Annotated in this window: 23 protein-coding genes; 11 read left to right on the top strand and 12 right to left on the bottom strand. The window is 46.9% G+C overall.

Features of this window, described 5'->3' with window-relative positions; genetic code table 11:
- The first annotated feature begins 14 nt into the window (after positions 1–14).
- The 4 genes from metH (at position 15) to MMOL_RS11540 (ending at position 6,673) form a co-directional block, all read left to right on the top strand.
- Positions 15–3,806, top strand: coding sequence for a methionine synthase (metH, locus tag MMOL_RS11555; protein WP_015833223.1), 3,792 nt, complete (start codon positions 15–17; stop codon positions 3,804–3,806).
- Positions 3,807–3,839: 33 nt separating this feature from the next.
- Positions 3,840–5,231 carry a UDP-N-acetylmuramate:L-alanyl-gamma-D-glutamyl-meso-diaminopimelate ligase gene (gene mpl, locus MMOL_RS11550; protein ID WP_015833222.1) on the top strand — a complete coding sequence of 464 codons (1,392 nt, stop codon included), beginning with the start codon at positions 3,840–3,842 and terminating at the stop codon, positions 5,229–5,231.
- A 64-nt stretch (positions 5,232–5,295) separates the two neighbouring features.
- Positions 5,296–6,219: an energy transducer TonB gene (locus MMOL_RS11545; RefSeq protein WP_049764532.1), complete on the top strand. Its 924-nt coding sequence runs from the start codon at positions 5,296–5,298 to the stop codon at positions 6,217–6,219.
- Positions 6,220–6,364: 145 nt separating this feature from the next.
- A complete protein-coding gene (locus MMOL_RS11540) occupies positions 6,365–6,673 on the top strand; it encodes a (2Fe-2S) ferredoxin domain-containing protein (protein WP_015833220.1) in 309 nt (102 codons plus the stop codon).
- Between the two features lie 67 nt (positions 6,674–6,740).
- On the opposite strand, the gene MMOL_RS11535 is transcribed toward MMOL_RS11540, so the two are convergent.
- The 4 genes from MMOL_RS11535 to ispH all read right to left on the bottom strand — a co-directional run bounded on the left by MMOL_RS11535 (position 6,741) and on the right by ispH (position 9,924).
- On the bottom strand, positions 6,741–7,169 hold the full coding sequence (locus MMOL_RS11535; RefSeq protein ID WP_015833219.1) for an HIT family protein: 429 nt from the start codon (positions 7,167–7,169) through the stop codon (positions 6,741–6,743).
- Positions 7,170–7,206: 37 nt separating this feature from the next.
- A complete protein-coding gene (gene nadA, locus MMOL_RS11530; protein ID WP_015833218.1) occupies positions 7,207–8,319 on the bottom strand; it encodes a quinolinate synthase NadA in 1,113 nt (370 codons plus the stop codon).
- 89 nt (positions 8,320–8,408) lie between these two features.
- The gene (gene nudB / locus MMOL_RS11525) at positions 8,409–8,888 is read right to left on the bottom strand and encodes a dihydroneopterin triphosphate diphosphatase (RefSeq protein ID WP_015833217.1); all 480 of its coding nucleotides are present in this window, start codon (positions 8,886–8,888) and stop codon (positions 8,409–8,411) included.
- 22 nt (positions 8,889–8,910) lie between these two features.
- Positions 8,911–9,924 (bottom strand): 4-hydroxy-3-methylbut-2-enyl diphosphate reductase, encoded by a 1,014-nt coding sequence (gene ispH / locus MMOL_RS11520; RefSeq protein ID WP_015833216.1) that lies wholly within the window; start codon positions 9,922–9,924, stop codon positions 8,911–8,913.
- A 156-nt stretch (positions 9,925–10,080) separates the two neighbouring features.
- Here ispH and purU point away from each other — a divergent pair, with 156 nt between their 5' ends.
- The gene (purU, locus tag MMOL_RS11515) at positions 10,081–10,935 is read left to right on the top strand and encodes a formyltetrahydrofolate deformylase (protein ID WP_015833215.1); all 855 of its coding nucleotides are present in this window, start codon (positions 10,081–10,083) and stop codon (positions 10,933–10,935) included.
- Positions 10,936–11,054: 119 nt separating this feature from the next.
- Here purU and lysA read toward each other — a convergent pair whose 3' ends face one another.
- Positions 11,055–12,305: a diaminopimelate decarboxylase gene (lysA, locus tag MMOL_RS11510; protein WP_015833214.1), complete on the bottom strand. Its 1,251-nt coding sequence runs from the start codon at positions 12,303–12,305 to the stop codon at positions 11,055–11,057.
- Between the two features lie 38 nt (positions 12,306–12,343).
- Entirely contained in the window at positions 12,344–12,466 is a 123-nt protein-coding gene (lptM, locus tag MMOL_RS12115; protein WP_015833213.1) for an LPS translocon maturation chaperone LptM, read from the bottom strand.
- Between the two features lie 240 nt (positions 12,467–12,706).
- Between lptM and MMOL_RS11500 the strand changes: the two genes are divergently transcribed.
- Genes MMOL_RS11500 through MMOL_RS11475 form a run of 6 tightly spaced genes read left to right on the top strand, consistent with a single transcriptional unit; the run spans position 12,707 to position 20,313 of the window.
- Entirely contained in the window at positions 12,707–13,150 is a 444-nt protein-coding gene (locus tag MMOL_RS11500; protein WP_015833211.1) for a type IV pilin protein, read from the top strand.
- Positions 13,144–13,698, top strand: a complete 555-nt coding sequence (locus tag MMOL_RS11495) for a GspH/FimT family pseudopilin (protein WP_015833210.1) — start codon at positions 13,144–13,146, stop codon at positions 13,696–13,698. Before MMOL_RS11500 ends, MMOL_RS11495 begins: the two co-directional genes overlap by 7 nt.
- A gap of 40 nt (positions 13,699–13,738) precedes the next feature.
- The gene (locus tag MMOL_RS11490; RefSeq protein ID WP_041928591.1) at positions 13,739–14,140 is read left to right on the top strand and encodes a type IV pilus modification PilV family protein; all 402 of its coding nucleotides are present in this window, start codon (positions 13,739–13,741) and stop codon (positions 14,138–14,140) included.
- A gap of 36 nt (positions 14,141–14,176) precedes the next feature.
- Positions 14,177–15,256, top strand: coding sequence for a PilW family protein (locus MMOL_RS11485; protein ID WP_015833208.1), 1,080 nt, complete (start codon positions 14,177–14,179; stop codon positions 15,254–15,256).
- The gene (locus tag MMOL_RS11480) at positions 15,253–15,918 is read left to right on the top strand and encodes a pilus assembly PilX family protein (protein WP_049764497.1); all 666 of its coding nucleotides are present in this window, start codon (positions 15,253–15,255) and stop codon (positions 15,916–15,918) included. The genes MMOL_RS11485 and MMOL_RS11480 overlap by 4 nt, the downstream gene beginning before the upstream one ends.
- 9 nt (positions 15,919–15,927) lie before the next feature.
- A complete protein-coding gene (locus MMOL_RS11475) occupies positions 15,928–20,313 on the top strand; it encodes a pilus assembly protein (RefSeq protein ID WP_015833206.1) in 4,386 nt (1,461 codons plus the stop codon).
- Between the two features lie 56 nt (positions 20,314–20,369).
- Here MMOL_RS11475 and MMOL_RS11980 read toward each other — a convergent pair whose 3' ends face one another.
- Genes MMOL_RS11980 through gshA form a run of 6 tightly spaced genes read right to left on the bottom strand, consistent with a single transcriptional unit; the run spans position 20,370 to position 25,783 of the window.
- Entirely contained in the window at positions 20,370–21,458 is a 1,089-nt protein-coding gene (locus tag MMOL_RS11980; protein ID WP_015833205.1) for a DUF3108 domain-containing protein, read from the bottom strand.
- Between the two features lie 10 nt (positions 21,459–21,468).
- A complete protein-coding gene (locus MMOL_RS11465) occupies positions 21,469–22,005 on the bottom strand; it encodes a Gx transporter family protein (protein ID WP_015833204.1) in 537 nt (178 codons plus the stop codon).
- A gap of 56 nt (positions 22,006–22,061) precedes the next feature.
- Positions 22,062–22,451: a NusG domain II-containing protein gene (locus tag MMOL_RS11460; RefSeq protein ID WP_015833203.1), complete on the bottom strand. Its 390-nt coding sequence runs from the start codon at positions 22,449–22,451 to the stop codon at positions 22,062–22,064.
- Complete coding sequence (locus tag MMOL_RS11455; protein WP_015833202.1) at positions 22,426–23,526, bottom strand: FAD:protein FMN transferase; 1,101 nt, start codon at positions 23,524–23,526, stop codon at positions 22,426–22,428. The genes MMOL_RS11460 and MMOL_RS11455 overlap by 26 nt, the downstream gene beginning before the upstream one ends.
- Positions 23,527–24,462, bottom strand: coding sequence for a glutathione synthase (gene gshB / locus MMOL_RS11450; protein ID WP_015833201.1), 936 nt, complete (start codon positions 24,460–24,462; stop codon positions 23,527–23,529). It abuts the gene before it with no gap.
- Positions 24,463–24,472: 10 nt separating this feature from the next.
- The gene (gene gshA, locus MMOL_RS11445; RefSeq protein ID WP_015833200.1) at positions 24,473–25,783 is read right to left on the bottom strand and encodes a glutamate--cysteine ligase; all 1,311 of its coding nucleotides are present in this window, start codon (positions 25,781–25,783) and stop codon (positions 24,473–24,475) included.
- Positions 25,784–25,842: the final 59 nt, after the last annotated feature.

The following is a 25,842-nucleotide window of genomic DNA, read 5'->3' as shown; positions in this document are numbered from 1 at the left end:
AACGACTGATTTTCATGGCTCAATTAACAATTTCTCCGATAGAAACCCAATTACGCGCTTTACTGGCGCAACGCATTCTGATTTTGGATGGTGCGATGGGCACAATGATTCAGCAATATAAGCTGACCGAAGCTGACTATCGTGGTGAGCGCTTTGTTGATTTTAAAGCGCCTGCGGGTGAGCGCGAGTTGTTTGTAAAAGGCAATAATGAGTTATTGACCTTAACCCAGCCAGCGATTATTCAGGAAATCCACGAAAAGTATCTGGCCGCTGGCGCAGATATTATCGAAACCAACACTTTTGGTGCCACCGCAGTTGCGCAAGATGATTACCATATGGCGCATTTGGTGTATGAAATGAACGTCGAAGCAGCCAAGCTGGCAAAAGCGGCTTGCGCTAAATACAGCACACCGGACAAACCACGCTTTGTGGCCGGTGCATTAGGCCCTACCCCTAAAACCGCCTCTATCTCTCCGGACGTGAATGACCCGGCAGCCCGTAACGTGAATTTTGACCAGTTGGTAAATGCTTACTTGGAGCAAACGCGTGCGCTGGTTGAAGGTGGTGCGGATATCTTAATGGTGGAAACCATTTTTGATACGCTTAACTGTAAAGCGGCTTTGTTCGCGATTGATACCTATTTTGAAGAGGTGGGACGTACCCTGCCTATTATGATTTCCGGTACGGTGACCGATGCCTCCGGCCGTATTTTGTCCGGCCAAACAGTCACAGCCTTTTGGCATTCTGTACGCCATGCCAAACCGCTTACAATTGGTTTAAATTGTGCATTGGGCGCTACCTTAATGCGTCCGTATGTAGAAGAGCTGTCTTCGATTGCCGATACTTTTGTCTGTATCTACCCGAATGCTGGTTTGCCTAACCCCATGAGCGATACTGGCTTTGATGAGACGCCTGATGTCACTTCGAGTTTGGTAAAAGAGTTTGCACAGAGCAACTTCTTAAATATCGCTGGCGGCTGCTGTGGCACCACGCCTGCGCACATCAATGCCATTTACAACGAAATTAAAGATTTGCCACCACGTCAGCTTCCTGCGTTGCCGCGCACATTGAAGTTATCTGGTTTAGAGCCGTTTGTGGTGGATGACGATTCGCTATTTGTGAACGTGGGTGAGCGCACCAATGTAACCGGCTCCAAAGCCTTCGCGCGCCTCATTATCAACGAGCAGTACGATGAAGCACTGACGGTAGCGCGCCAGCAGGTAGAGAATGGTGCACAAGTCATCGACATCAACATGGACGAAGGCATGCTGGATGCCATTAAAGCCATGACTCATTTTTTGAATCTGGTGGCGTCTGAGCCTGATATCGCGCGCGTGCCGATTATGATCGACTCTTCAAAATGGAGCGTAATCGAGGCGGGCTTAAAATGCGTGCAAGGTAAGGCCGTGGTTAACTCTATTTCTATGAAAGAAGGCGAAGAAGAGTTCATCCGCCAGGCGCAGTTATGTAAGCGCTATGGCGCAGCCGCGATTGTGATGGCGTTCGATGAAAAAGGTCAGGCTGATACCTTTGAACGTAAGATTGAGATTTGTAAACGTGCTTATGATTTGTTGGTAGAAAAGCTGGACTTCCCACCGGAAGATATCATTTTCGACCCGAATATTTTCGCGATTGCGACCGGTATTGAAGAGCATAACAACTATGCGGTGGACTTTATCAACGCCACGCATTGGATTAAGCAGCACCTGCCCTATGCCAAGATTTCTGGCGGCGTATCTAACGTAAGCTTTAGTTTCCGTGGCAACGATCCCGCACGTGAAGCGATACACACTGTGTTCCTCTATCACGCCATCAAAGCAGGTATGACTATGGGTATCGTCAACGCCGGCATGATGGGTGTGTATGACGACCTAGCGCCAGAGCTCAAAGAGCGCGTGGAAGATGTGGTGCTTAACCGCGTGGTGGACCCAAATAATCCGTTAGCCGCCACCGAGCGCATGATTGAGATTGCCAGCACGCTAGTGGCTGGTGGTAAAAAAGAGGCAGCTACGCTGGAATGGCGCGGTACGCCTGAAAACCCAGTGCCGGTTGAAAAACGCTTAAGTCATGCCATGGTGCATGGTATCACCGAGTTTATTGTCGATGACACCGAAGAGGCACGCCAGAAAGTGGCGGCGGCTGGTGGCAGGCCGATTCATGTGATTGAAGGTCCGCTAATGGACGGTATGAACGTGGTCGGCGACCTGTTTGGCCAAGGCAAAATGTTCCTGCCGCAAGTGGTGAAGTCTGCGCGCGTCATGAAATCCGCCGTGGCACATTTGATTCCATTTATCGAAGCAGAAAAAGCGGCTGACGAAGCGCGCACTGGCATCGTGGCCAAGCCTAAAGGCAAAATGGTGATTGCCACGGTAAAAGGCGATGTGCATGACATCGGCAAAAATATCGTATCCGTGGTGCTGCAATGTAATAACTTTGAGGTGGTAAACATGGGCGTCATGGTGCCCGCCTCTGAGATTTTAGCCATGGCTAAAGCGGAAAATGCCGACATTATCGGTTTATCCGGCTTGATTACGCCCTCCTTGGAAGAAATGGCGCATGTGGCGCGTGAAATGCAGCGCGACCCGTATTTCAGCGAGCAGAAAATGCCGCTATTGATTGGTGGCGCCACTACCTCACGTGCGCATACCGCAGTGAAAATCGCCCCGCACTATGATGGCCCGATTGTGTACGTTGCGGATGCTTCGCGCTCGGTCACGGTAATGCAGAACTTGCTCACGCCAGAAACGCGCGGCGCGTACCTAGCTGAGATTCAGGCTGATTATGAAAAAGCGCGCACCCAGCATGCCAATAAAAAAGGCACGCCTATGCTCACCATTGCCGAAGCACGCGCTAACAAAGCCGATTTGTCTTTTGCAGGTGCAGATGCACCGGTGAAACCTAAGTTTATCGGTCGCCGCGAGATTAAAAACGCAGATTTGAGCGTGATTGCCCAATACATAGACTGGACACCATTCTTCCAAACTTGGGATCTGGCGGGCTTCTATCCTGCTATTTTGAAAGATGAAGTAGTCGGCGATGCTGCCACCAAGTTGTTCAATGAAGCGCAAATGATGTTGAAAAAAATCATCGACGGGCGCTGGCTCACCGCCAATGGTGTGGTGGCGTTGCATCCGGCCAATCGCACGGGTGATGATGATATTGAAATTTACACCGACGAAACACGCACCAATATTGCCTTTACTTACTACGGTATGCGTCAGCAAACCGTGAAACCGGTGATTGATGGCATTGCCCGCCCTAACCAATGTTTAGCAGATTTTATTGCACCTAAAGGCACGCCGGATTACATCGGCCTGTTTGCAGTGACGGCTGGTCTGGGGATAGAAAAGCACGAGCAACGCTTTGAAGCCGCGCATGACGACTATAGCAGCATCATGTTAAAAGCCTTGGCGGATAGGCTGGCGGAAGCGTTTGCCGAATATATGCACGAACGTGTACGTGTGGATTTCTGGGGTTATGCGCCGAATGAAAACGTAACTAAAGAAGGTCTGATTAAAGAGCAATACCAAGGTATCCGTCCAGCGCCAGGCTACCCTGCGTGCCCGGACCACACGGTAAAACCGGATATGTTCAAGTTGCTGCAAGCTGAAGCGATTAGCATGGCATTAACTGAGTCATTTGCCATGTCACCTGGGGCTGCGGTTTCAGGCTTCTATTTTGCACATCCGGAAAGTAAATATTTCAGTGTGGATAAAATTGGCATAGACCAATTAGAAGATATGGCAAAACGCAGAGGCTTAACTAAAGAGTATTTAGAACGTTGGTTAGCGCCTAATCTGTCTTAAAATTTTATCGAATAGAACAAGTAAAAAGAGCTTATGCACATTCATATATTAGGTATCTGCGGAACATTTATGGGCGGTATTGCGGTGCTGGCCAAGGCCGCAGGCCATAAGGTCACAGGTTGTGACGCCAATGTTTACCCGCCAATGAGCACACAGCTTGAAGCACAGGGCGTAGAGTTGATTGAAGGCTTTGGCCCATCGCAAACTGCGTTAAATCCGGATATTTACGTCATTGGTAACGTGGTGTCACGCGGTAATCCATTAATGGAAGAAATCCTTAATCGTGGCCTGCCTTATATTTCCGGCCCGCAATGGCTGGCTGAAAACGTACTGCAAGGTAAGTGGGTGCTGGCAGTGGCTGGTACGCATGGCAAAACCACCACCAGTTCCATGTTGGCGTGGATACTGGAATATGCAGGCTTGGCGCCAGGCTTTTTAATTGGTGGTGTGCCTGAAAACTTTTCGGTATCCGCTCGTCTCCCGCAAGTACCTGTGCAAGATAAAAACAGCGTATCGCCCTTCTTTGTGATTGAAGCGGACGAATACGACACGGCATTTTTTGATAAACGCTCCAAATTTGTACATTACCGCCCACGTACGGCGGTATTGAATAATCTGGAGTTTGATCATGCCGATATTTTTGAAGATTTGAGTGCGATTGAAAAACAGTTCCATCACTTGGTTAGAACAGTGCCGCAGCAAGGCTTGGTGGTGGCCAATGGTAAAGAAACCAGCTTGCAGCGCGTGCTGGATAAAGGCTGCTGGACACCTGTAGATAAATTTGGCACCGACGATGATTGGCAAGCCACTAACGCACAAGGTGATGGCAGTTTTGATGTGATTTATAAAGGCCAGATGCAAGGACATGTGGCATGGGGCTTGTTAGGTGAGCACAATCGCATGAACGCGCTGGCTAGCATTGCCGCTGCGCGCCATGCTGGTGTGGCGGTTGATGTGAGCATCGCCGCTCTAACAGAGTTTAAAAATGTGAAGCGCCGCATGGAAGTGCGTGGCGAGAGCCGTGGCGTGGTGGTGTATGATGATTTTGCCCATCACCCAACTGCGATTGAAACCACTATCGCTGGTTTACGCGCTAAGGTAGGTGCTGCGCGCATTCTGGCGGTATTAGAGCCGCGTTCTAATACCATGAAGCTGGGCGTGATGAAAAATGCCTTGCCAGCTAGTCTGGCGCAAGCGGATTTGGTATTTTGCTATCAAGCCAATTTAGGCTGGGATGCAGGTGCCGCACTTGCGTCTATCGCCCATAAAACCCAAGTGCACGATGACCTAGCGCAGTTAATTCAGGCGATTAAGCAAGCAGTGGTTGCCGGGGACCATGTATTGATTATGAGTAATGGTGGCTTTGGCGGCATTCACCAAAAGTTACTCGATGCCTTAAAACAAGATGCATTAACAGAAGCGTAAATACTTGGCCAAAGCATCCGCAGCGTTAAATCCATTGGCTGCACTCATTGTGAAAATTAAAACAATGAGTGTTATGTCCATTGCATTGAGTATCTCTTTGCTTATACATTTGGTCGTTTTGAGCATTCATTTTGAGCCTGAGCTTAAAAAGTTTCGTGATCAATTGCCGGTGCTGGAAGTGATGCTGGTCAATACCAAAACCAAGTCCAAGCCACAAAACACAGAGGTTTATGCGCAAGCCAATCTGGACCGCGGCGGCAATACAGATTTGGACCGTCAGATGAAGACAGCATTGCCTGCACTCAAACAGCAGCAAGCTGACGTGACACTTAAACCTGTGGTGAACGCTAAGCAAGCGGCCAAGGCGGCAGAGCAACCAACGGAAGAAAAACAGTCGAAGAAAAACGTTGCGGTGCTAGAAAAGCAAGCGCAAGCATTGATGACCCAGCTGGAGGCTACGCATCGGGTGGAATCGCAGCCGGTGCAAAAGGTGAGCGCCACAGAGGTTGATACTGCACCGCAGGAGAATTTGAGTAAGAAAATTAATCTGCAGGATGTGACTGCAGCAGCGCTGGAAATGGATCGTCTGGAGGCTTTGATTTCCAAGCAGCAGGATGAATACCAAAAGCGACCCAAGCGTAAGTTTGTCGGAGGCCGGGCACAGGAGTATCGTTATGCGTTATATGTAGAGGCATGGCGGCAAAAAGTAGAGAAAATTGGTAATCTGAATTACCCTGAAGCTGCAAAAAACCTAAAGCTTTATGGTCAGCTGCAAATGACGGTTTCGATTAAGGCCGATGGCAGTATTGAGTCGATAGAAATTAACCGTAGTTCTGGGCATAAAGTGCTGGATGCCGCGGCAAGGCATATTGTGGAATTGGCAGCACCTTATGCCAAGTTTCCAGATGATGTACGCAAAGAGATCGACGTGCTCAGCATTACCAGAACTTGGACATTTACCAAGGAAGAAAGCCTAGCTACTGAGTAGCGCCATCAGTTTTAGGTGTCGCTTGAGGTGTATAGCGTGCGTCAGGCATGTAGCATGCACCGTTTGTAGCGTTAAAATCTGGATTGGCCTGGCTGCTGCTGAAAATACCCCCTGCAATTGTCTTAAGCATTGATATGAGAACATTATGAGCCACTTTCAATACCACGTATTTTTCTGCCTGAACCAGCGCGAAGGCGGTGCCGCCTGCTGTATGGATCATGGCGCGGAGCAGGCTTTTGATCACATGAAGTCACGGGTGAAAAAGCTCAATCTAAACGGTGCAGGTAAAGTGCGCATTAACCGTGCAGGCTGTTTGGATCGCTGTAATGATGGGCCGGTGATGGTGGTATATCCGCAGGCAGTGTGGTACACCTTTGTGGATAACGACGATATAGATGAAATTGTCGATAGCCATTTAGTCAATGGCAAAGTTGTTGAGCGTCTATTGGTTTAAGCTACTGCAGTTGGCAGGCACTAATTTAACTTATTTGAGTTAATCCACTTTAGCTTAGCTCGCCAAGTTAACTTGCTTTAAGCGCACATTTAATCAATGTGTTTATAGTGTCAGCTAGCGTTTGCTTAGTTGTTGCATTAAGTAGTGAGGCATTGTGTTCGCGCACTGCTTGCCCCCAGTGTGAGTTCGGGAAGTGTTTGTCATGTTCATAGCGCGGAATCACATGCCAGTGAATATGCGGGGTTTTATTGCCTAGGCTAGCTAAGTTGATTTTGTCCGGATTGAACACCATTCTTAGCGCGGTTTCCACCGCAAATACCACTTTCATCATGCGTGCCCGGTCTTGCGGTGGTAAGTCGGACATTTCTTTAACGTGTTCTAGCAACTCTACACGGCAATAGGCTGGGTAGTCTGCATCGTTAAGCAATACCACTCGGCAGAAATCATCTAACCATAAGATTTCATGGGGTGTAGGCCCGCATAATGGACAAGTCAATTCAGTCTCTTTCAACGTAAATGATTACGCTGGCTGGCTAAGATGCAGCCAACATGCGGTCTAAGGTCAATTTAGCCAATTTAGCCTCGTGCGCAGGTACTTTAATTTGGTTGACCACTTTGCCTTCTACCAAATTCTCCAGCACCCAAGCCAAGTGTTGCGGGTCTATACGTGCCATGGTTGAGCATTCGCACACTACGTGGCTCATAAACTGCACCAGTTTACCTTCAGGCTTCATTTGTTCAGCAAGACGGTTCACTAGGTTTAATTCTGTGCCTACTAGCCATTTAGTGTTGGCGGGGGCATCGCTGATGGTTTTCAAAATATACTCGGTAGAGCCCACGTAGTCAGAGTGCTGACAAACTTCAAACGGCGCTTCTGGGTGCGAAATCACAAAGCCATCCGGGTGTTCGGCACGGAATCTCTCTATATTTTGCAGGCGGAACATCTGGTGCACAGCACAGTGCCCTTTCCATAGAAGAATCTTCGCGTTCTTGATTTGCTCTACAGTTAGGCCGCCTAGCGGTTGGTCTGGATCCCATACCGGCATCTGCTCTAGTGGGATGCCCATTTTATAGCCACTCCAGCGGCCTAGGTTTTGGTCTGGGAAGAACAGCACTTTTTCGCGTTGTGCAAAACCCCATTCCAATATTTTTGTTGCGTTGGTGCTGGTGCAGACGATGCCGCCATGCTCGCCGCAAAACGCCTTAAGGTCTGCGGCAGAGTTAATGTAGGTAATTGGAGTGATTTGCTCATCAAAGTTAAGTACTTTGTTCAGCTCACGGTAGCTGCGCTCCACTTTGGCAAGGTTAGCCATATCGGCCATAGAGCAGCCCGCGGCAAGGTCGGGCAGAATCGCAATTTGCTCTGGGCGGCTTAAAATATCCGCGACTTCAGCCATGAAATGCACGCCTAAAAACACGATGTATTCAGCGTCCAGATTCTCGGTATAGCGTGAGAGCTTGAGCGAGTCGCCGGTGTAGTCCGCATGACGGTACACGCTCTCATGTTGGTAATGGTGGCCTAAAATAACAAGGCGCTTACCTAATTTCTCTTTGGCGGCAATGATGCGGCGCTGGCAATCAGCGTCATCTGCTGCTTGAAATTTATCGAATTTAATTGGTGCTGCTGGTATGGTTGCAATAGACATAGTATTTTAAAAAAGTGTGCACACTAAAGTGCATATTTTATAATGGAAACATGGAGTAAGTCGACGTGCGGGGTATTCCCGCAGAGTGCTTATTCCTTGTTTTCTAAGGTTAAGTCTTCTAAAGTTAATTGATGTCGTTCACCTAATCGTCTTAATGCATCTACGTTGGTCCAGGAAAACACCCGTTTTGCAGCTTCACGCCAATCGACCCATTGATATTGCAAATGTTCGTTAGGTGCTAGCTTAACAGGCAAGGCACTGGGTAGCATCAAGCCAAATAAGTGCTCGCGATTTTCAGTGACACCAGGGGCATAGCGATGGCGCCAGTGAGGGTAAATTTCATATACATTAGATACCTTCCAGTTTTCCAGCGTATATTGTGTTGCATCTAAGCCAGTTTCTTCAGCCAACTCACGGGCCGCAGCCTGTTGCGGGGTTTCGTCACCTTCTACGCTACCGGTGACCGATTGCCAGTACCCAGCTTTATCTGCACGTTCCATAATCAATACTTGTAAATCCGGCGTGTAGATCAGCACAAGTGCAGAGACTGGGGTTTTATAAGTTTTCAATTTGGCGCGAGTTGTTGTTGTGTTATCGGGCGGTCTTGGCTGCACTGGTCAGGTTTTTAGGCAGCTGAAACACTACGCTTTCTACTACGCCCTGTAATTCCTGTACGTTACCTGCACCAAAGCGCTGTAATTGTGCAATCACTTCTTGCACCAACACTTCAGGCGCAGATGCGCCGGCGGACACGCCTACTTTTTTCTTGTTCACTAACCATTCTGGTTTTAAATAGCTGGCGTTATCCACCATGTACGCTTCTATGCCCTGATTCTTTGCTACTTCACGCAAGCGATTGGAGTTTGAGCTATTGGGTGAGCCTACGATAATGACCAAGTCGCAATCTTGCGCCATGATTTTTACCGCGTCTTGGCGGTTCTGTGTGGCGTAGCAAATATCATCGCTCTTAGGCGCATTAACTTGCGGGAATTTTTCCTTAAGCGCATTAATCACCAGCGCTGCATCATCCATAGAAAGCGTGGTTTGTGTAACGTAAGCCAGCTTGCTCGGGTCCTTCACAGTGAGTGCGGTAACGTCTTCCGGCGTTTCCACTAAGTACATGCCAGTATTGCTGTTGCCTGCCTGCTCAACCTGCCCCATGGTGCCCTCAACTTCAGGGTGGCCTTTGTGCCCTATCATGACGATTTCCATGCCGGCTTTACGCATTTTCTCTACTTCAATATGTACTTTGGTCACTAGCGGGCAAGTGGCATCGTAGGCAGTGAGCCCGCGTGACTCTGCTTCTGCTCTTACCGCTTTAGATACACCGTGTGCGCTAAAAATCACAATACTGCCGGTAGGGATTTCATCCAGCTCTTCAACAAACACGGCACCTTTGGCACGTAGCTCGTCTACGACAAACTTGTTATGCACCACTTCGTGACGCACATAAATCGGTGCGCCAAATTTCTCTAACGCCTGTTCTACAATAATAATTGCACGATCGACGCCTGCACAGAAGCCACGCGGGTTGGCGAGCACGATGGCTGCATCGTTCGGCGTGATACTGCTCAGAGGGTTAAGCGTAGATTGTTCGCTGTTCATATGTCATCCACATTCAAATTACATCAGGCGCTAAGCGCATCAGGTATAATTGCTTCTTTTAAAATAATTAACTTTAAAAATATTATCGGTTAATGGTCGTCTTATCGTCTTTGAGTGCTGATAGTGCCGAAATTAGCTAGATTATAAATTTTTACTATGAAAAATACTGCAACCCTACTGATTACTTGCCCAGACACTAAAGGCATCGTCGCAGCCATCGCTGATTTCTTACTTCAGCACAATGCCAATATTTTACACGCAGACCAGCATCAAGATGCGGAAAATAATCTATTTTTAATGCGCGTGGAATGGGATTTCAACGGCTTTAATTTAGATGAAGCTAGCTTTGATCAGGCATTCTCTGTAGTTGCCAACAAATTCAGTATGCAGTGGCAGCTTAAGCTATCCCAGCATAAAACGCGTGTTGCTATCATGGTATCGCAGTATGACCATTGCTTGGCTGATTTGTTGCATAGACACAAAAGCGGTGAGCTGGCCTGTGAAATTCCATTGGTGATTAGTAATCACCGTGATACCGAAAGTCTAGTTAAATTCTACGGCATAGATTTTCACCATATCCAAGTCACCAAAGACAATAAAGCGCAAGCTGAGGCTGCACAATTTAAACTATTTGCCGATTACGATATTGATTTAATCGTGCTTGCGCGCTACATGCAGATTCTGTCACCGGATTTTGTGGCACGTTATCCACAGCGCATTATCAATATCCACCACTCTTTCCTGCCGGCCTTTATTGGTGCACGCCCTTATCACCGTGCCTTTGAGCGCGGTGTGAAATTGATTGGCGCCACCAGTCATTACGTGACCGAGGTGCTGGACGAAGGCCCGATTATTGAGCAAGGCATAGACCGTATCTCACATCGTGATCAAGTGGAAGACTTGATTCAAAAAGGGCGTGATTTGGAGCGTGTGGTGCTATCTAAAGCGGTGAGCTGGCATATTGAAAACCGTATTCTGCTATACGCAAACAAGACGGTGATTTTTGACTAGAAAGATATAAAAAAAGCGAAGATAAATCTTCGCTTTTTTTATGACTGCTATTGATTGTTACTCAACTAACAACTGATAACTCACGCAACTGAGTCACCCACAGCGATTCGCAAGTGTATTTAGCTGTTCGGTACAGTGCTTTCATTTGCGAACAAGTCCGCAATTAGCTCACGTTTTTTGATTAAATGGCATTGGTCGCCATCTACCATCACCTCAGCCGCACGCGGTCTGGTGTTGTAATTGCTAGACATACTCATGCCATATGCACCTGCGGACATAATGGCTAGCAAGTCTCCTTCTTGTAAAGCTAGATTCCTGTCGTGACCTAAAAAGTCTCCGCTCTCGCACACCGGTCCTACGATTTCATAGTTTACGGCCGCTTCATTACGTGGCGCAACTGCTTGAATGTCATGGTAAGCATCGTAGAGTGCTGGGCGCATCAAGTCGTTCATGGCCGCATCCACGATTGCAAAGTTCTTGGATTCGGTCGGTTTTAAATACTCAACCTTGGTCAGTAATACCCCAGCGTTGCCCACTAAAGCGCGGCCCGGCTCAAATACCAGTTTCACATCACGATTGCCCAGCTTTTCACGCATCGCTTTTGCGTAAGCGGTGAATTCAGGAGGTGTTTCATCGCTATAGCAAATGCCAATGCCGCCGCCTAGGTCAATATGCTGAATCTGTATGTTGTTTTCCGCCAATGCATCGACCAGCGCCAGCACACGATCAAACGCATCCAGGAATGGTGATAACTCCGTGATTTGTGAACCAATATGGCAATCCACGCCATGAATGGCGATATTGGACATTTCTGCTGCTTGTAAATAAATATCCAGCGCGTCTTCATACGCAACGCCGAATTTATTGTTTTTTAAGCCGGTGGAGATATAAGGGTGGGTTTTTGCATCTACATTTGGGTTGACGCGCAGAGAAACCGGCGCGATTTTGCCCATATAGGCCGCTACGTCGTTTAGGCGTATCAGTTCACTGGCAGACTCTACATTAAAGCAGAAAATACCGGCTTCCAATGCGGCACGCATTTCTTCTGCGGTTTTGCCTACGCCAGAAAATACTACCTTTTTCGGGTCGCCACCAGCAGCAATCACACGCGCCAGCTCGCCACCAGATACGATGTCAAAACCAGCACCCAGCTTAGCAAACAAATTTAAGATTGCAAGACTAGGGTTGGATTTCACTGCGAAGCAAACTAAGTGGTTCGCATCTTTAAAGCCAGCACTAAAACGCTCAAAAGCCTGGCTAAGCGCAGCTTTCGAGTATACGTAGCAAGGTGAGCCAAAGTTTTCTGTAATTTGTGTCAGCGCTACATTTTCAGCATGTAACACGTTGTTTTTGAGTGTAAAAGTATTCACGGTGATGTCTTAACAGTTAAGGGGTAAAAATGCCGGATTTATTTGCTAGGCGTGGTTGGCTGCGGATATGCCTTCTCAGGGATGTATAGCGGACCTTTGGTGCCGCATGCGCTTAATACGCTGCTTGAAATGAGCAGAAATATAATCAGTTTTTCGCGCATTGAAATAGCCTTTTGTTGGTTATCTACGTGTTTGTAGTGAGATGACGCATCTCATTAAAAAATTAAGACGCTATTCTACCATTTTTTTACTAAGCGTTAGCCCGGCACAAATGAGCATTGTCATTTGGGAGAAAGATCTAAGTAACCGCTTATTAGGCTAAATTTACCATTTGTCGGATGCTAATAGACATGCGAAAAAATTAAGCAGAGGATGCAACCTAGGAAAAAAGGAAAATAGCTATGAATATTTTGTTGAATACACAGTCACGTCGTTGTCGCCAATCGTATGGATTACAGAGAGGCTTTTCTTTAGTGGAGTTGATGGTAGTAGTGGCAATTATCGGCATAGTGACCTCTATAGCATTGCCAAGTTATACCGATTACGTTAGAAAAGGTAGGGCTGCTGAAGCTCCTTCTATTCTGGCAAACCTGAAAGTAAGAATGGAGCAGTATTATCAGGATAATCGCACATATGTTGGCGGCCCTTGTGCACCTGCTAGTGGGGCAAAATATTTTGCTTATACATGCAATAACACAACAGTCGCGACGTTTCAGTTGGTTGCAGATGGTGTGGGCGAGATGGCTAATTTTCAATATACGGTGGATCAAAGTGACGTTAGATCTTCCAAATATGATGGCGTTACTGGCAACTGCTGGTTAACAGGCAAAGGCGCCTCATGTTAGTTTCAGCCCCCAAGCGCAACATGCTGGGCTATAGTTTAGTCGAGCTGATGGTTGGGATTGCTTTAATCGCAGTGTTGGCAGGGTTAGGTGCTTCCAGTTATCGTGATTGGATAGAAAATACTCGTATTCGTAGTGCCGCAGAGTCCATTCAAAATGGCTTGCAAGTCGCACGTGCAGAGGCAGTTAAGCGCAATGCACAAGTTCAGTTTGTATTTACAGGTAATTCTGCTTGGACAGTGGGCTGTGTTGTTGCGATAGGAGATACTGACGGTGATGGTGTTGATGATTGCCCTGCTACGATAAAGAGTCGTAGTCAAAACGAAGGATCTACTGCCAATATCACTGTTTTAACGACACCTGCTGCGCAAACTTCTGTAGTTTTTAGTAATTTAGGCGCCACAACGCCAGCTTCATTTACATCTGTTGACATTGATTCTACGGCTATATCTGGCAGCCGTGCATTACGTATTACGGTTGGTGTGGGAGGGAATATTAGAATGTGTGATCCCGCCGTAGCTCAGTCTTCAGATGACTCTCGCAAATGCTAAATGTGTAAGAGGTATTAATGTGAATAATAGAGCAAATTTTTTGAGCAAACGTTTATGTGCCAGCGTAACCAGTGCCAAAGCACAGCAAGGGATGATGTTGCTTGAGGCATTGATTGCGCTTGTAATTTTTTCTATGGGCATTCTTGCATTGGTTGGGCTACAGGCATCTATGCTGAGTAATACCAGTAATGCTAAGTATCGTGCGGATGCAAGTTATGTGGCGCAGCAAAGAATAGGCCAGATATGGGCAGATTCAGATAATGCCATTAATTATCTGGAAAATCAGACGGCAATTCCTACCTTGTTGCCTAATGGTAAGCGTACCGTGACACAGCCAGATTTGAACCAGTTTCAGGTGACAGTGACTTGGCAGGCGCCGGGCGAGGCTGAGGCACATAATGTGGTAATGAATGCTTCAATTGTTAGAGTGCTATCAAATTAATCTGCAATTGTTGAATATGAATTAGAGGCGTTTTAGATGCTAATAAATACTAAAAGAAATGATGCAAATATCCTGCCTCTTGATGACTGCAGACGCAAATCCATCAGTATGTCTCAAGCTGGATTCAGCTTGGTTGAAATCATGGTTGGCTTGGTGATTGGGATGCTGGTTACTTTGGTGATTATGCAGGTTTTCTCCGTGTTTGAGGGTCAAAAGCGTAGTACCACCGGTACTGCTGATGCCCAAACTAACGGCAATATTGCGCTTTACAATATTCAGCGAGACGTACAAATGGCCGGATTTGGCTTGCCAGAAATTGATCCTAGAGGCTCACCTATGCAATGTAGTCCATCGCCTTCATATGATGACCCAGATACGCCGTTTGTTGAAGACTTTGATATGTTCCCGATCACGATAGTAGATGGCGGTAATGGTAGTGACCAAATTACGGTACGTTATGGTGATGCGCCTATGGGTGGATTCTCTTCACTGATATCCAGTAATCCTGCTGGCTTACCGGAAATTGTTGTAGATAACAATATGGGATGCAAGGTCAACAATGTTGCCATGATCGTGAGTCAGGGTATTTGCGCAATGACAAAGATCAGAACTGTTACTGCTACTACTAAAGTAACAGTTGCCGTCGATGGCGGCGGTAAAGTGGCAGCTAGTGCAAAATCTGGCGCTAGTTTATTCTGTTTGGGTAATTGGAGTGCAGTTGGTTATGGTGTTAATAACGCCATGCTTGAACGTAATGGCCAAGCCAGCGTGGCAGACATTGTGAATATACAGGCACAGTATGGTATATCAGACGCTGCAAACAATAATAGAGTCACCGCTTGGGTTGATGCCACTGGTGTTTGGGCCGCGGCAGGGCTAACAGTAGCAAATAGAAATCGTATTAAGGCTGTACGTGTCGCAGTGGTGGCCAGAAATGGGCAGCTGGAGAAAGACGCGGTTACCTTGAATGCGCCAGTTGCTTGGCCTGATGAAGCGGGTTCACCAGCGCCTGTGGTTGACCTGACGACCATTGCAGATTGGCAACGTTACCGCTATCGCGTTTATGAAACCATTATTCCACTGCGTAATATTATCTGGTCCAGAAACGTATTATGAGTAAATTCATCATGAACTCACTTAATGAAAACAGCACCCTTGCTACTGCAATGCGGCAGGCCGGTGCTACACAGCACAGTATGTACAAACAACGTGGCGTGGTGTTATTTTTTGCGTTGATGGCTCTGGTAGTGATGTCGCTAGCAGCGGTAGCATTGATTCGATCAGTAGATACCAATACATTAATTGCAGGTAACTTGGCATTTAAGCAATCTGCAACTGCATCGGCAGATACTGGTGTTGAAACTGCTATTAAGTGGCTGGATGCAAACCAAACAGCCCTGCTCAATAACGATAGCGTGAATAATGGTTATTATGCATCGCCCCAAGACGATGCAAAAACACGTTTTACTACTGGCTCTAGTTTGGCGACTGGCACGGGTATTTCTGCAGGTAAAGACAGTAGCGGCAATACTATAAGCTATGTGGTAGAGAGAATGTGCGTGGCTGGTACGGTATTACCTAGTACCGGGTTGTACAAAGCAAAAGAAAAATGTCTTCTGGGTGCTACATCAACAAGCCCAGGCTCACAGACTACAAAGGAATATGGTACTGCCGGAGGGCAATTGTCTAGTTCGGGTGATGTGCCAATGTATAGGGTTACCGTGCGTGTAACCGGCCCTAGAAATACGCTTAGCTTTACGCAAGCATTTGTTTATTAGGATTAAATCATGAAAAACTATATACAGTCCTTGTTAACCTCTTGTTCCATCGCTGGCTGTTTACTTTTAGGCGGTATGTTACCGCTATCGGTGCATGCAGCTACGGTTGATTTGGCTACAGTGCCTTTGGCAAACGCCACAACCACTAATGTGCTGCCCAATTTGATGTTTATTTTAGATAACTCTGGAAGCATGAAGCAGGATTACACACCAGATTACATTAGCGATAGCAATCAGACTCCAGGCAGCAACGATAGAAATTGCCGTGATAGTGGCGACGATGATTTACTAGATTCAAGTAGTGCATCAGACCCAAAAGGTGTTGTACTCCCCGGCGTGTTAAGTGGTACAACCCGTGTGCTGGATATGTGCGTAGTCGGTGATGTACCTTTTATGAACAGTGATATGAATAGCCAATACTACAACCCGGCGATTCGCTATACAGCAGGTGTGAATGCAGATGGTACAAGTAGAGGTGACCAAACTACGCCGACCAATGTAAGGACAGACTCTTACAATAAGCAAAATACTACGCAATTGTTGGTAACCACCAATTATGTGGATCTCACCACCAACTATCCGGACCGTGTTTGGTGCACTAAACGGGACCCTAGTGCCAGCGAACTTATTGACACCAACGTATGCCGCAAGAATAGCGGCTATCTTTACCCTAATGCAATCTATAAATATGGGCGTACTTCAGGTGTGCCAAATCAGCAGGCGACGTCTGGTATGCTAGCCAATTTAATTAAGGTGTCTGGCGCACCGTATTACTACTCAGTGGTGCCAACCGAGTATTGCAGTGAGTCTGAGCTAGTTAATTGCGTATTATCGGCAGTGCCAACGACTGTAGCTGGTGTTAGTTATAGCTTTCCAGCTAGGTCGCGTTGGTGCACTGACTCATCAATGACTACCTGCAAATCAACGCGCTCCGGTGATTATATCTACCCACGCTATATAGGCTCTGGTGCGACGGCGACTGGTTCGTTCTCGGTTACGAATGTAAGTAGCTCCGGCACTACTACTGTCAGCAGTGTCAAAGTAAATAGTGTGGAGATTATGAGCACCGGTACTGGTTGCGCCGCTGCAACATACACCCCAACAGGGGGCCCAAATTTAAATACGCGACGTAAGGCGTTAGCCGATGCAATTGTTGCCAAAATTAATGCTTGTATTTCTAGCCCTGATTACATAGCAGTTTCTGATGGAGCAAATACCCCTACAATCACTATCACTGCTATTGCTGCAGGCACTAATAGTAACGGCACATTGCAAATTACATTAAACAATAGCGCGACATATGGCAATGTTGCGAATGCTGCAGGTGGTGTCAGTGGATCAGCGATGCCACCTTACACTTTTAGCCGCACCGATATTGTTGCTTCAACTAACAGTTATCCTAAGTCAGCCGCACGTACCGATTGCGGCAATACCTGTAGTTATGTGCAGGAAATGACCAATTTTGCTAATTGGTATACCTATTACCGTACGCGTATACAAGCGATGAAAACTGCTGCTAGCTTGGCGTTTAAACCGATTGATAATCGTTACAGAGTTGGTTTTGTTACAATTAGCAGCCAAAGCAGCAATTACTTACCAATCAACAAGTTTGATAATGGTACTGGCAGCCAAAAAGAGCAATGGTACACTAAGTTGTTTGGCATAGACCCCAGTGGTGGCACCCCGTTGCGCTCTGCACTTTCAGTAGTGGGCAGAATTTATGCTGGCAAAAAGCCTATAGGTTCCTCCGATCCGGTGCAATACTCTTGCCAACAGAATTTCGCACTGTTAACCACCGATGGTTACTGGAATACAGACACGGCTAGTGATGTGAAAAATGTTGCGGGTACCGGTCAAGTAGGTAATATGGATAGTGGGGATGGTGTCCCACGCCCGATGAATGAGGGAAAAACTGCAAGCACCAATAGCTTGGCCGACGTTGCTAAATATTATTATGACACTGACCTGCGTACTAGTGATTTAAGCAACTGTACTGGGACAATAGGTCTGGATGTTTGCGAGAATAATGTGTTTGTAAGTGGTACCGATAATAACCCGAAGCAGCACATGACCACGTTTACCTTGGGCTTGGGTATTGACGGTACTTTAATGTATAGCAGTGACTATAAAACTGCAACCTCAGGTGATTTTTATAAGCTTAAAACTGGCGTAGGCACTACCACAGTGGATTGGCCGTTGCCTGTGGCAGACAGTGAAAGCGCGGTGGATGACCTCTGGCATGCAGCGGTCAATGGGCAGGGTACTTATTTTAGTGCTAAAGACCCGGCGCAGCTTACCAAGGGTTTAGCTGATGCACTGACTCAAATCAATGCAAAAGTTGGTGCAGGCGCAGCTGCCGCAACCAGCACGCTTAATCCTGTGCAAGGGGATAACTATGCTTATTTGGCGAGCTACACCACAGTTAAATGGACAGGCAACTTAGAAAGACGCACCATTAACACGACGACGGGTGAAGTGAGTGAGTCTGCAGAATGGAGCGTTGAAGATATCGTCACTGCCTCATGCCCTGCACCCAGTTCGATTGTGGCAGAGCCAACTAGCGGCAGTAATATCTATTATTGTGTAACTCCTAATGCAAGCAGTTGTGTGGGTGGTAGCATGGATGGCACAAATTGCAAGGTCGAGGTAGCAGCAGCTAAGGCTGGGACTGGGCAAATTGCAGCTAAGGCCGCAGCAGGTACTAGGCAAGTTTGGATGAATAAAGGTGGGGCATTGGTGAGCTTTGATTATACAAACATGACAACTGTACAGCAGTCTTATTTTCAACAGGCTTATCTAGCGCCTAAATTGAGCCAATGGACCTCGCTAGATGCGGTTACGCAACAGCCAAACGCTAAAGAAGCCAATTTAGTCAACTTCTTGCGTGGAAGTATCACGTATGAAGACCGAGGTACTAACACGCCTGTGAACCGCTTGTTCCGTTATCGCGAGGCATTTTTAGGTGATGCGCTGGAGTCTAAACCTGTTTTTGTAGGTGATCCGGTATTTAAATATAGTGAAAACAACTACCCTAGTGGCATAACTGCAGGCAGGGGCAAGACGGTATATATTGGTACCAATGACGGTATGCTGCATGCTTTTAATGCAGATACAGGCGAAGAGCGTTGGGCTTATGTGCCAAGTATGGTGATTCCTAATATGTGGAAGTTGGCTGATAAGAACTACTCAACCATGCATACCAATTATGTGAATGGAGACACAGTTGTCGGTGATGTTTATGACGGGTCTGCTTGGAAAACTATTTTAGTCGGTGGCCTGAATGCTGGTGGCAAAGGATACTATGCTTTAGATATTACTAACCCAGATTCGCCTATCCTCTTATGGGAGTTTGGTAATTCGGATTGCGAGGGTTGTACACGTACCGATAATAATATGGGTTATAGTTTTGGTAACCCCATTATTACGAAAACACCTGAAAATAAATGGGTGGTGGTATTAACCTCTGGATATAACAATGGTGGCGGCAGTGAAAGTGGTAAAGGCGTGTTATATGTATTGAATGCCATGACTGGTGTTCCAGTTGTTAGTCATATTAGTACTAGTGCTGGTGATAATGTAACACCGAGTGGCTTGGCAGATATTTCTGCTTGGTCTGATGTTGCAGATGCGGACAAGGAAACTATAGCGCACTGGATTTATGGCGGGGATTTACTAGGTAATTTATGGCGTTTTGATATCAGTGCTACGCCATCTAGCCCTAATCCTAAGCTTGTGGCTATCTTAAAAGACCCACAAGGCAATAGACAGCCGATTACCGTGCGGCCAGAGCTAGGTAAGGTGGGAGAGTATCGCGTTGTATTTGTTGGGACGGGTAAGTATCTAGAGATTAATGACTTGACTGATAAACAACAGCAGACACTTTATGCAATTAAGGATAGCGATGGCCCTACAATAGATAATCCGCGTAACACTTTGGTTGAGCAAACGCTTAGTGCACCTAGCAACACGCGTACAGGGTCAACTAATAATGTGGATATGACCAACGGTGATGGCTGGTTTGTAAATTTCTACGTGCCTGCGGCCTCTGATACCACTACAGCAGCTGAGCGGCAAAATGTGGCAGGGCAACTAGTTGCTGGCACGATACTTGTGCCAACTACTATACCTTCTAATGCAGTTTGCAGCCCTGGTGGCTATAGTTACTTTAATTTCTTTAGCTATGATACTGGTAAGCCGCCAAACCTATCTACTGGGTTGGTTTCCACAAAAACCAATGCGCCTATTGTTGGTTTTAATGTGATGTATATTGCAGGTAAGCCAGTGGTTTCTGCAGTGACGGCAGACGCAAAGTTTGAGCCAGTCACCACGGAATTTAGCAGTGGTAATGCCAAGTTTCAAAGTAAACGGGCAATTTGGCGTGAGTTACTGGATTAAAAAATAGCAATTGTTTAAAAATAAAGAGCGGCAAAGCCGCTCTTTATTTTTTAGTACTACCAGGTGACATCGGGCTCTTGTGGTTTCAAAGCTGGTGTAGTGTTAAGGCTACTAATTACCTGTTCTATCACACTGCCATTCTTTTCAGTTTTACGGATTTTTATCGGTAGATTCTTGTAGTCCGTGGCTAGCCATAATTCTGTTTTCTCTTCACTATTTGCGTTAGCTCTGATTAAATGGATAGTATTGAGCGCGCCAAGCTTTGAATAGATGATTTCTTCCCCTTCAAAACGGTAGTTGTAATTACGCAATGTCTTGCCATTGGTGATGTTGATTGCGTTAGACACCAAAGGTGGTGTGAACATGAATTGGTATATAAAACTCAATAAATCTTGCGTGCCAGCTTCTAACTTTTCGGTTTTTTCGCCTTTTTCTGTACGCATCGTTAAGGTGCTATCATCCCAGTGGAATTTAGCGGTTTGCGATTTTTTATTACCGTATCGGTACGAGTAATAACTGGGCTTTAGTCCCTGTTCTGTCACTACTCCTTGGCTCTCTTGTACTAAGTTTTGGAAGAACAGCGCAGTTAACCCTTGGGCTTCAATGGTGCTCTTGATTGCATAACTACCAGCCATATCTATATTGAAAGTGATGCGTGCATTACCGACCGCGCTCTTGCTGTCACCTTGAAATACCTCGAACTCTGTTTCTATATACTGTGGCGGTGTTACGGCCACTTCCGTTTCCGACATGGATGGTTCGCTTGGCATAACGGCATCATCTAAGCTAGCCGCCTCAGGCTCAGTATTTACTGGAGGTACCGGTGCATCGTCGGTTGCTGGTAAATAAACCTTATCTTCAGTAGGCGTCGTGCTGATGCTGTCTGTTGGTTTACTGCTTTCGGTATTCGAATTTTCAGGTTTCTTTTGTTTAGGTTTACTTGCGCTTTTTTCTAAGATCTTTTTTACCATGACGGGCGCAGGTGTTGGTGTGAGCCTGACATTAAGCTGCTGCTGGTTATTAGTTATTTCTGGTAGTGTGAAAGAGAACTCTGACAAAAATAGCGTATGCAATAGCAGCGATACCATCACTGCTGCTATAAAGGTTTTGTGCGCTTTAGCATGTGATGTAAGTGTATGAAACATGGTCGATTAGCTAATGTTGGTTGTTTTTAGATGCGGTATCGATGGTAGATGTTTCATTATAGAGTAACTTGTTGGCAATGACGCCATTGATGAGGCCGAAAAACAGCGCTGCCATTGCAAAGACGGGGACTAGGTAAGCTACGCTGGCATGTGGGATCAGCCATAGCCTGACGATAATCAATTGCCCAGCAATATGCGCAAAAGCAGCGAGTATGCTGAGTGATACAGTGCCGAAATGTTTTTTTGGTAGGTACATGCATAGCCTTAGTACCCCTAAACTTAACATCGCACCGGCTAGACTTAGAATAAAAGTTGGCGATAGAAACTGCCCGAGCAATAGGCTGCTGGCAAATACGCGGAGCATGCTTACCCAAGCTGCGCTGGCAAACCCATATTTCAATAACACATATAGAGTCACAATATTGGCGATGCCTGGTTTCACCCCCGGTAGCGGTGATGGGATTACCGCTTCTAGCATATGCAGGGCAATAGCGACTGCGGCCAGTTTGGCAATGCGGTGGTCTTCTATTGTGGTTTTAATCAGCATGTTTGCATCTATGGTGAGTCTATAGGTATCTATAGATTTACCGTGTCATGATAGCGTTAATAGTTGAGCGAGTCATAAGGTTTGGTTTCACCAATAAGTTCCAAGCTGAGTTGATTGGGCAAACAAATGGCGGCTTGCCCCGCGCGTGAGAGCCAGCCTTGGTGTACACAGTACTGATTATGGCATGGTGATTGAGAAAATCTAGCTTTGCCATGCAAGATGCTCACCGTGGCAGCACCCATCGCGCCCTGTACGTGAATATCCCGCTGCTGGTTGAGGCTATATGTGCCGTAGATGCGGTCACCATGGCGAATCTGTACGCGCGTTGCATCTTGATGCGACCATAATTGTTGGAACAGTACTGCCACCAAGATGATGCCGGCAGTGAGCACGCACCAATCGCCAATCTGGATGGCGCTGTTAATGTTGTGCAGTAGGTTGCGCATGCAAATGCTTCTTGAGGTCTGTATCCAGCCAAGTGAGCTTGGTTTGCATGGCTGGCGTGATGTATACCTGCGCGGCTTGATCAATCACCATATAGTGTTGGACGCCCATTGCTGCTGCCATTTCTGCTTTATTGGCTAATGGCGCAATAAAAATAGGTTTGGATGCAACGTCAGATAAAACCCCAGCTTGCGTGCTATGTGCGGCTTGCGGCGGAATGAGTACGGTAACTGCCTGCGTGTGCTGTACTGGATAGCCTGTACGTGGGTCGATGATGTGACAATAGCGTTTGCCGCCCAGCATAAAATAGCGCTGATAATCACCTGAAGTGCCAATCGCCCAGCCATCATCCAAATCCAGCGACGCAATCGCGCCGGGTTTGCGTGGGTGTTGTATGCCTACACGCCAAGGCTTATCGTCATGTTGGCCCAGCGCAATGATATTGCCGCCAATATTGATAAGGGCATTGTGCACCTGCTGCTTGCGTAGATAGTCTATCGCCTGATCTAAGGCATAACCTTTGGCGTAGCCGCCTAAATCCAATTTTAGCTTTGGGTTTTTACTGTAAGCAGTATTGTTCTTAATAACGATCTCTGACATGCTGGGATTCGCCTTAACCAGCTGGGTGATTAAGGCTGTATCGATATTAACCGCACTGAATTCATCGCGCTGGAAGCCCCAGGCGCCAATTAAATGGCCGATGCTGGGGTTAAATAAGCCATCAGATTGTCTGGATAGTCTAGTAGCATCTAGTAAGATTTCCGCCATGCGCGGGCTGATCTGTACCGGTTTGCCTGAAGCGAATGCGGCGTTTAGGGCACCTAGTTCACTGGCCTGATTATCGGTTGTTGGCTTCCAAGCATGCAGCTGCTGATGCAGCTGCTGAAAGTCCTGCAGAATATGATTAGACAGCACTTTGGCGCGCTGTTCCGGCTCACCATAGATGCTGATATCAACCAGGGTGCCAAATACGTAGCTTTGGCTATGGTAGAGCTTGGGTTGTTTGTAACTAATGAGTCCCCATATTGCGAGGCAGCATGCTGCTACAATGAATAAGGGTTTTAATCCTTTACGCATTTATTTGAGCTGTCGTTGCTCTAGAGCGTCAATAAACATAGCGGCAGGATTGCAGTCGGTTTGTTTGGCAATTTCTACCATGCCGGTGGGGCTGGTGACGTTGATTTCGGTAAGGTGCTCGCCAATCACGTCCAAACCGACCAAGAACAAGCCGGTTTGTTTTAGCACTTGCCCAACGGTGGTCGCAATTTCACGATCACGCTCAGTCAGCGGTTGTGCAACACCAGTGCCGCCTGCAGCCAAATTACCGCGCGTCTCCCCTGCCATCGGGATTCGTGCCAGGGCATAAGGTAATGGTTCACCATCAATCACAATAATGCGCTTATCGCCTTGCACAATGGCAGGTAGATAACGTTGCGCCATCACGGTTTGTGTGCCGAACTGAGTAATGGTTTCCAGTATCACGCTGATGTTAGGGTCTTGCAATGTTAGGCGGAAAATACTGCTACCACCCATGCCATCTAAGGGTTTCACTACAATGTCAGTATGCGTGTGGAGAAACTCACGAATCAAGGCTTGGTTAGCCGTGACTAGAAACTCCGGTGCAAATTGTGGAAAACGTGTTACTGAGAGCTTCTCATTCCAGCCACGAATCGCACTTGGGTTGTTAAATACCTGCGCACCTTGTTGCGCTGCTATTTCAAGTAGATAGGTGCTGTAAAGATATTCGTTATCAAACGGCGGGTCTTTACGCATGATAATGGCGTCAAACGCGCTAGGCGCACACTCTACTTTTTCTGCCGTGACATAACTTTCTCCGGCAAAGTTAAACTGCTGCACGTTAATTCTGGCCTGTGCACCACGTAGGAACAAGTCATGCTGCATGCACACATACAGCTCATGACCACGTTGACTGGCCTCACGCATAATGGCAAGGCTGGTATCTTTGTAGCTCTTAAGACTTGCGAGTGGGTCTAGAATAAAGACGAGTTTCATAGCGCTGGCTTTATTGGTTGAGAGGGTCTTGCTCTTGCAACTCGATGGCCGCGGCTAATAACGCCAGACGCGCTACCACGCCATAGGCATAAAAACGATTAGGCGTGGCGTCCGGTGAGCCTGCGCAGTCGGGCAAGGTACAGGGTTTTTCAAATGCTAGCGGTACAAAATGTGAGCCAGGCGCATTCAGGTTTTCGTCTATGCCTCGCCCCGTGTGCACGCGGTAAAAGCCGCCTATCACGTAGTGGTCCATCATATAGACCACTGGCTCTGCTACCGCATCATTGATGCTCTCAAAAGTGTAAACGCCCTCTTGGATAATCACTTCGGTGACTTCCAGCCCCTCTTTAATCACGGACATCTTGTTGCGTGCTTTGCGATTGAGTCCGCGTACATCATCTGGTGATTTTACGGTCATAATGCCCATGCCATAGGTGCCGGCATTGGCTTTTACGATCACAAACGGCTCTTGCGTCACGCCATATTCTGCGTATTTGATTTTAATTTTTTCAAGCAATGACTCCACTTTAGCCGCCAAGCAGTCTTCACCTGTTCTGGCGTTAAAGTCAATTTCACCGCAGGTTTCAAAGTATGGATTCAACAACCATTCATCTATGCCCAGTAGCTCTGAAAACTCACGTGCCACGCTATTGTAGGCATCAAAATGTTGTGATTTTCTGCGCGTGCTCCAACCTGCATATAATGGCGGGATTAGGTTTTGCTCTAAGTTTTGCAAGATGTCTGGAATGCCACCAGATAAATCGTTGTTGAGCAGAACAGCACAGCTATCAAACTCACTTAGTTGCGTGTCACCTATTTTAGCTGCCGCCAGTTTGAGGCGATTGCCTTCGCGCACCACAGGCTCTAGCAGTAATGGCTGGCCGTCATGTGTTTCCAGCACGGTGGGCTCGGTAATCTCTGGAGAGATAGAACCGATTCTTACATCCATGCCAGCCTGTTTTAAGATATTGGCTAGCTCCACTACGTTGCGTAAATAATAGGTGTTGCGGGTGTGGTTTTCCGGAATGATGAGTAAGCGGCTGGCTTCTGGACAGATTTTCTCTACAGCTACCATCGCGGCCTGCACGCTTAAATGTAAGAAATCCGGATTCAGGTTGTTAAAGCCGCCAGGAAACAAATTGGTATCAACCGGGGCTAATTTAAAACCAGCGTTACGTAAATCAACCGAGGCGTAAAATGGTGCCGCATGATCTAACCATTGTGTGCGAAACCAATGCTCAATTTTCGGCATGGCGTTTAGCATGCTTTTTTCTAGAGATAACAGTGGGCCATTAAGTGCTGTTGTTAGATGCGGAACCATATTTTCCTTTTTTAAAACTTTAACGCAGTTAGTTAGAGGTCATTGCTGGCAGCGGGGCT

The sequence above is a fragment of the Methylotenera mobilis JLW8 genome (assembly GCF_000023705.1).
Lineage (GTDB): Bacteria > Pseudomonadota > Gammaproteobacteria > Burkholderiales > Methylophilaceae > Methylotenera > Methylotenera mobilis.
Note: the sequence above shows the minus strand (reverse complement) of the source record. Positions and strands in the feature narration are given on the sequence as shown.

Coding starts and splice junctions, on each gene's coding strand:
- mpl (WP_015833222.1), top strand. CDS start 3,840: ATGCACATTCATATATTAGGTATCTGCGGAACATTTATGGGCGGTATT.
- MMOL_RS11485 (WP_015833208.1), top strand. CDS start 14,177: ATGCTAATAAATACTAAAAGAAATGATGCAAATATCCTGCCTCTTGAT.
- MMOL_RS11495 (WP_015833210.1), top strand. CDS start 13,144: ATGTTAGTTTCAGCCCCCAAGCGCAACATGCTGGGCTATAGTTTAGTC.
- MMOL_RS11980 (WP_015833205.1), bottom strand. CDS start 21,458: ATGTTTCATACACTTACATCACATGCTAAAGCGCACAAAACCTTTATA.
- MMOL_RS11455 (WP_015833202.1), bottom strand. CDS start 23,526: ATGCGTAAAGGATTAAAACCCTTATTCATTGTAGCAGCATGCTGCCTC.
- nadA (WP_015833218.1), bottom strand. CDS start 8,319: ATGTCTATTGCAACCATACCAGCAGCACCAATTAAATTCGATAAATTT.
- MMOL_RS11460 (WP_015833203.1), bottom strand. CDS start 22,451: ATGCGCAACCTACTGCACAACATTAACAGCGCCATCCAGATTGGCGAT.
- metH (WP_015833223.1), top strand. CDS start 15: ATGGCTCAATTAACAATTTCTCCGATAGAAACCCAATTACGCGCTTTA.
- ispH (WP_015833216.1), bottom strand. CDS start 9,924: ATGAACAGCGAACAATCTACGCTTAACCCTCTGAGCAGTATCACGCCG.
- MMOL_RS11500 (WP_015833211.1), top strand. CDS start 12,707: ATGAATATTTTGTTGAATACACAGTCACGTCGTTGTCGCCAATCGTAT.
- purU (WP_015833215.1), top strand. CDS start 10,081: ATGAAAAATACTGCAACCCTACTGATTACTTGCCCAGACACTAAAGGC.
- MMOL_RS11480 (WP_049764497.1), top strand. CDS start 15,253: ATGAGTAAATTCATCATGAACTCACTTAATGAAAACAGCACCCTTGCT.
- MMOL_RS11475 (WP_015833206.1), top strand. CDS start 15,928: ATGAAAAACTATATACAGTCCTTGTTAACCTCTTGTTCCATCGCTGGC.
- lptM (WP_015833213.1), bottom strand. CDS start 12,466: ATGCGCGAAAAACTGATTATATTTCTGCTCATTTCAAGCAGCGTATTA.
- MMOL_RS11545 (WP_049764532.1), top strand. CDS start 5,296: ATGAGTGTTATGTCCATTGCATTGAGTATCTCTTTGCTTATACATTTG.
- gshB (WP_015833201.1), bottom strand. CDS start 24,462: ATGAAACTCGTCTTTATTCTAGACCCACTCGCAAGTCTTAAGAGCTAC.
- MMOL_RS11465 (WP_015833204.1), bottom strand. CDS start 22,005: ATGCTGATTAAAACCACAATAGAAGACCACCGCATTGCCAAACTGGCC.
- MMOL_RS11540 (WP_015833220.1), top strand. CDS start 6,365: ATGAGCCACTTTCAATACCACGTATTTTTCTGCCTGAACCAGCGCGAA.
- gshA (WP_015833200.1), bottom strand. CDS start 25,783: ATGGTTCCGCATCTAACAACAGCACTTAATGGCCCACTGTTATCTCTA.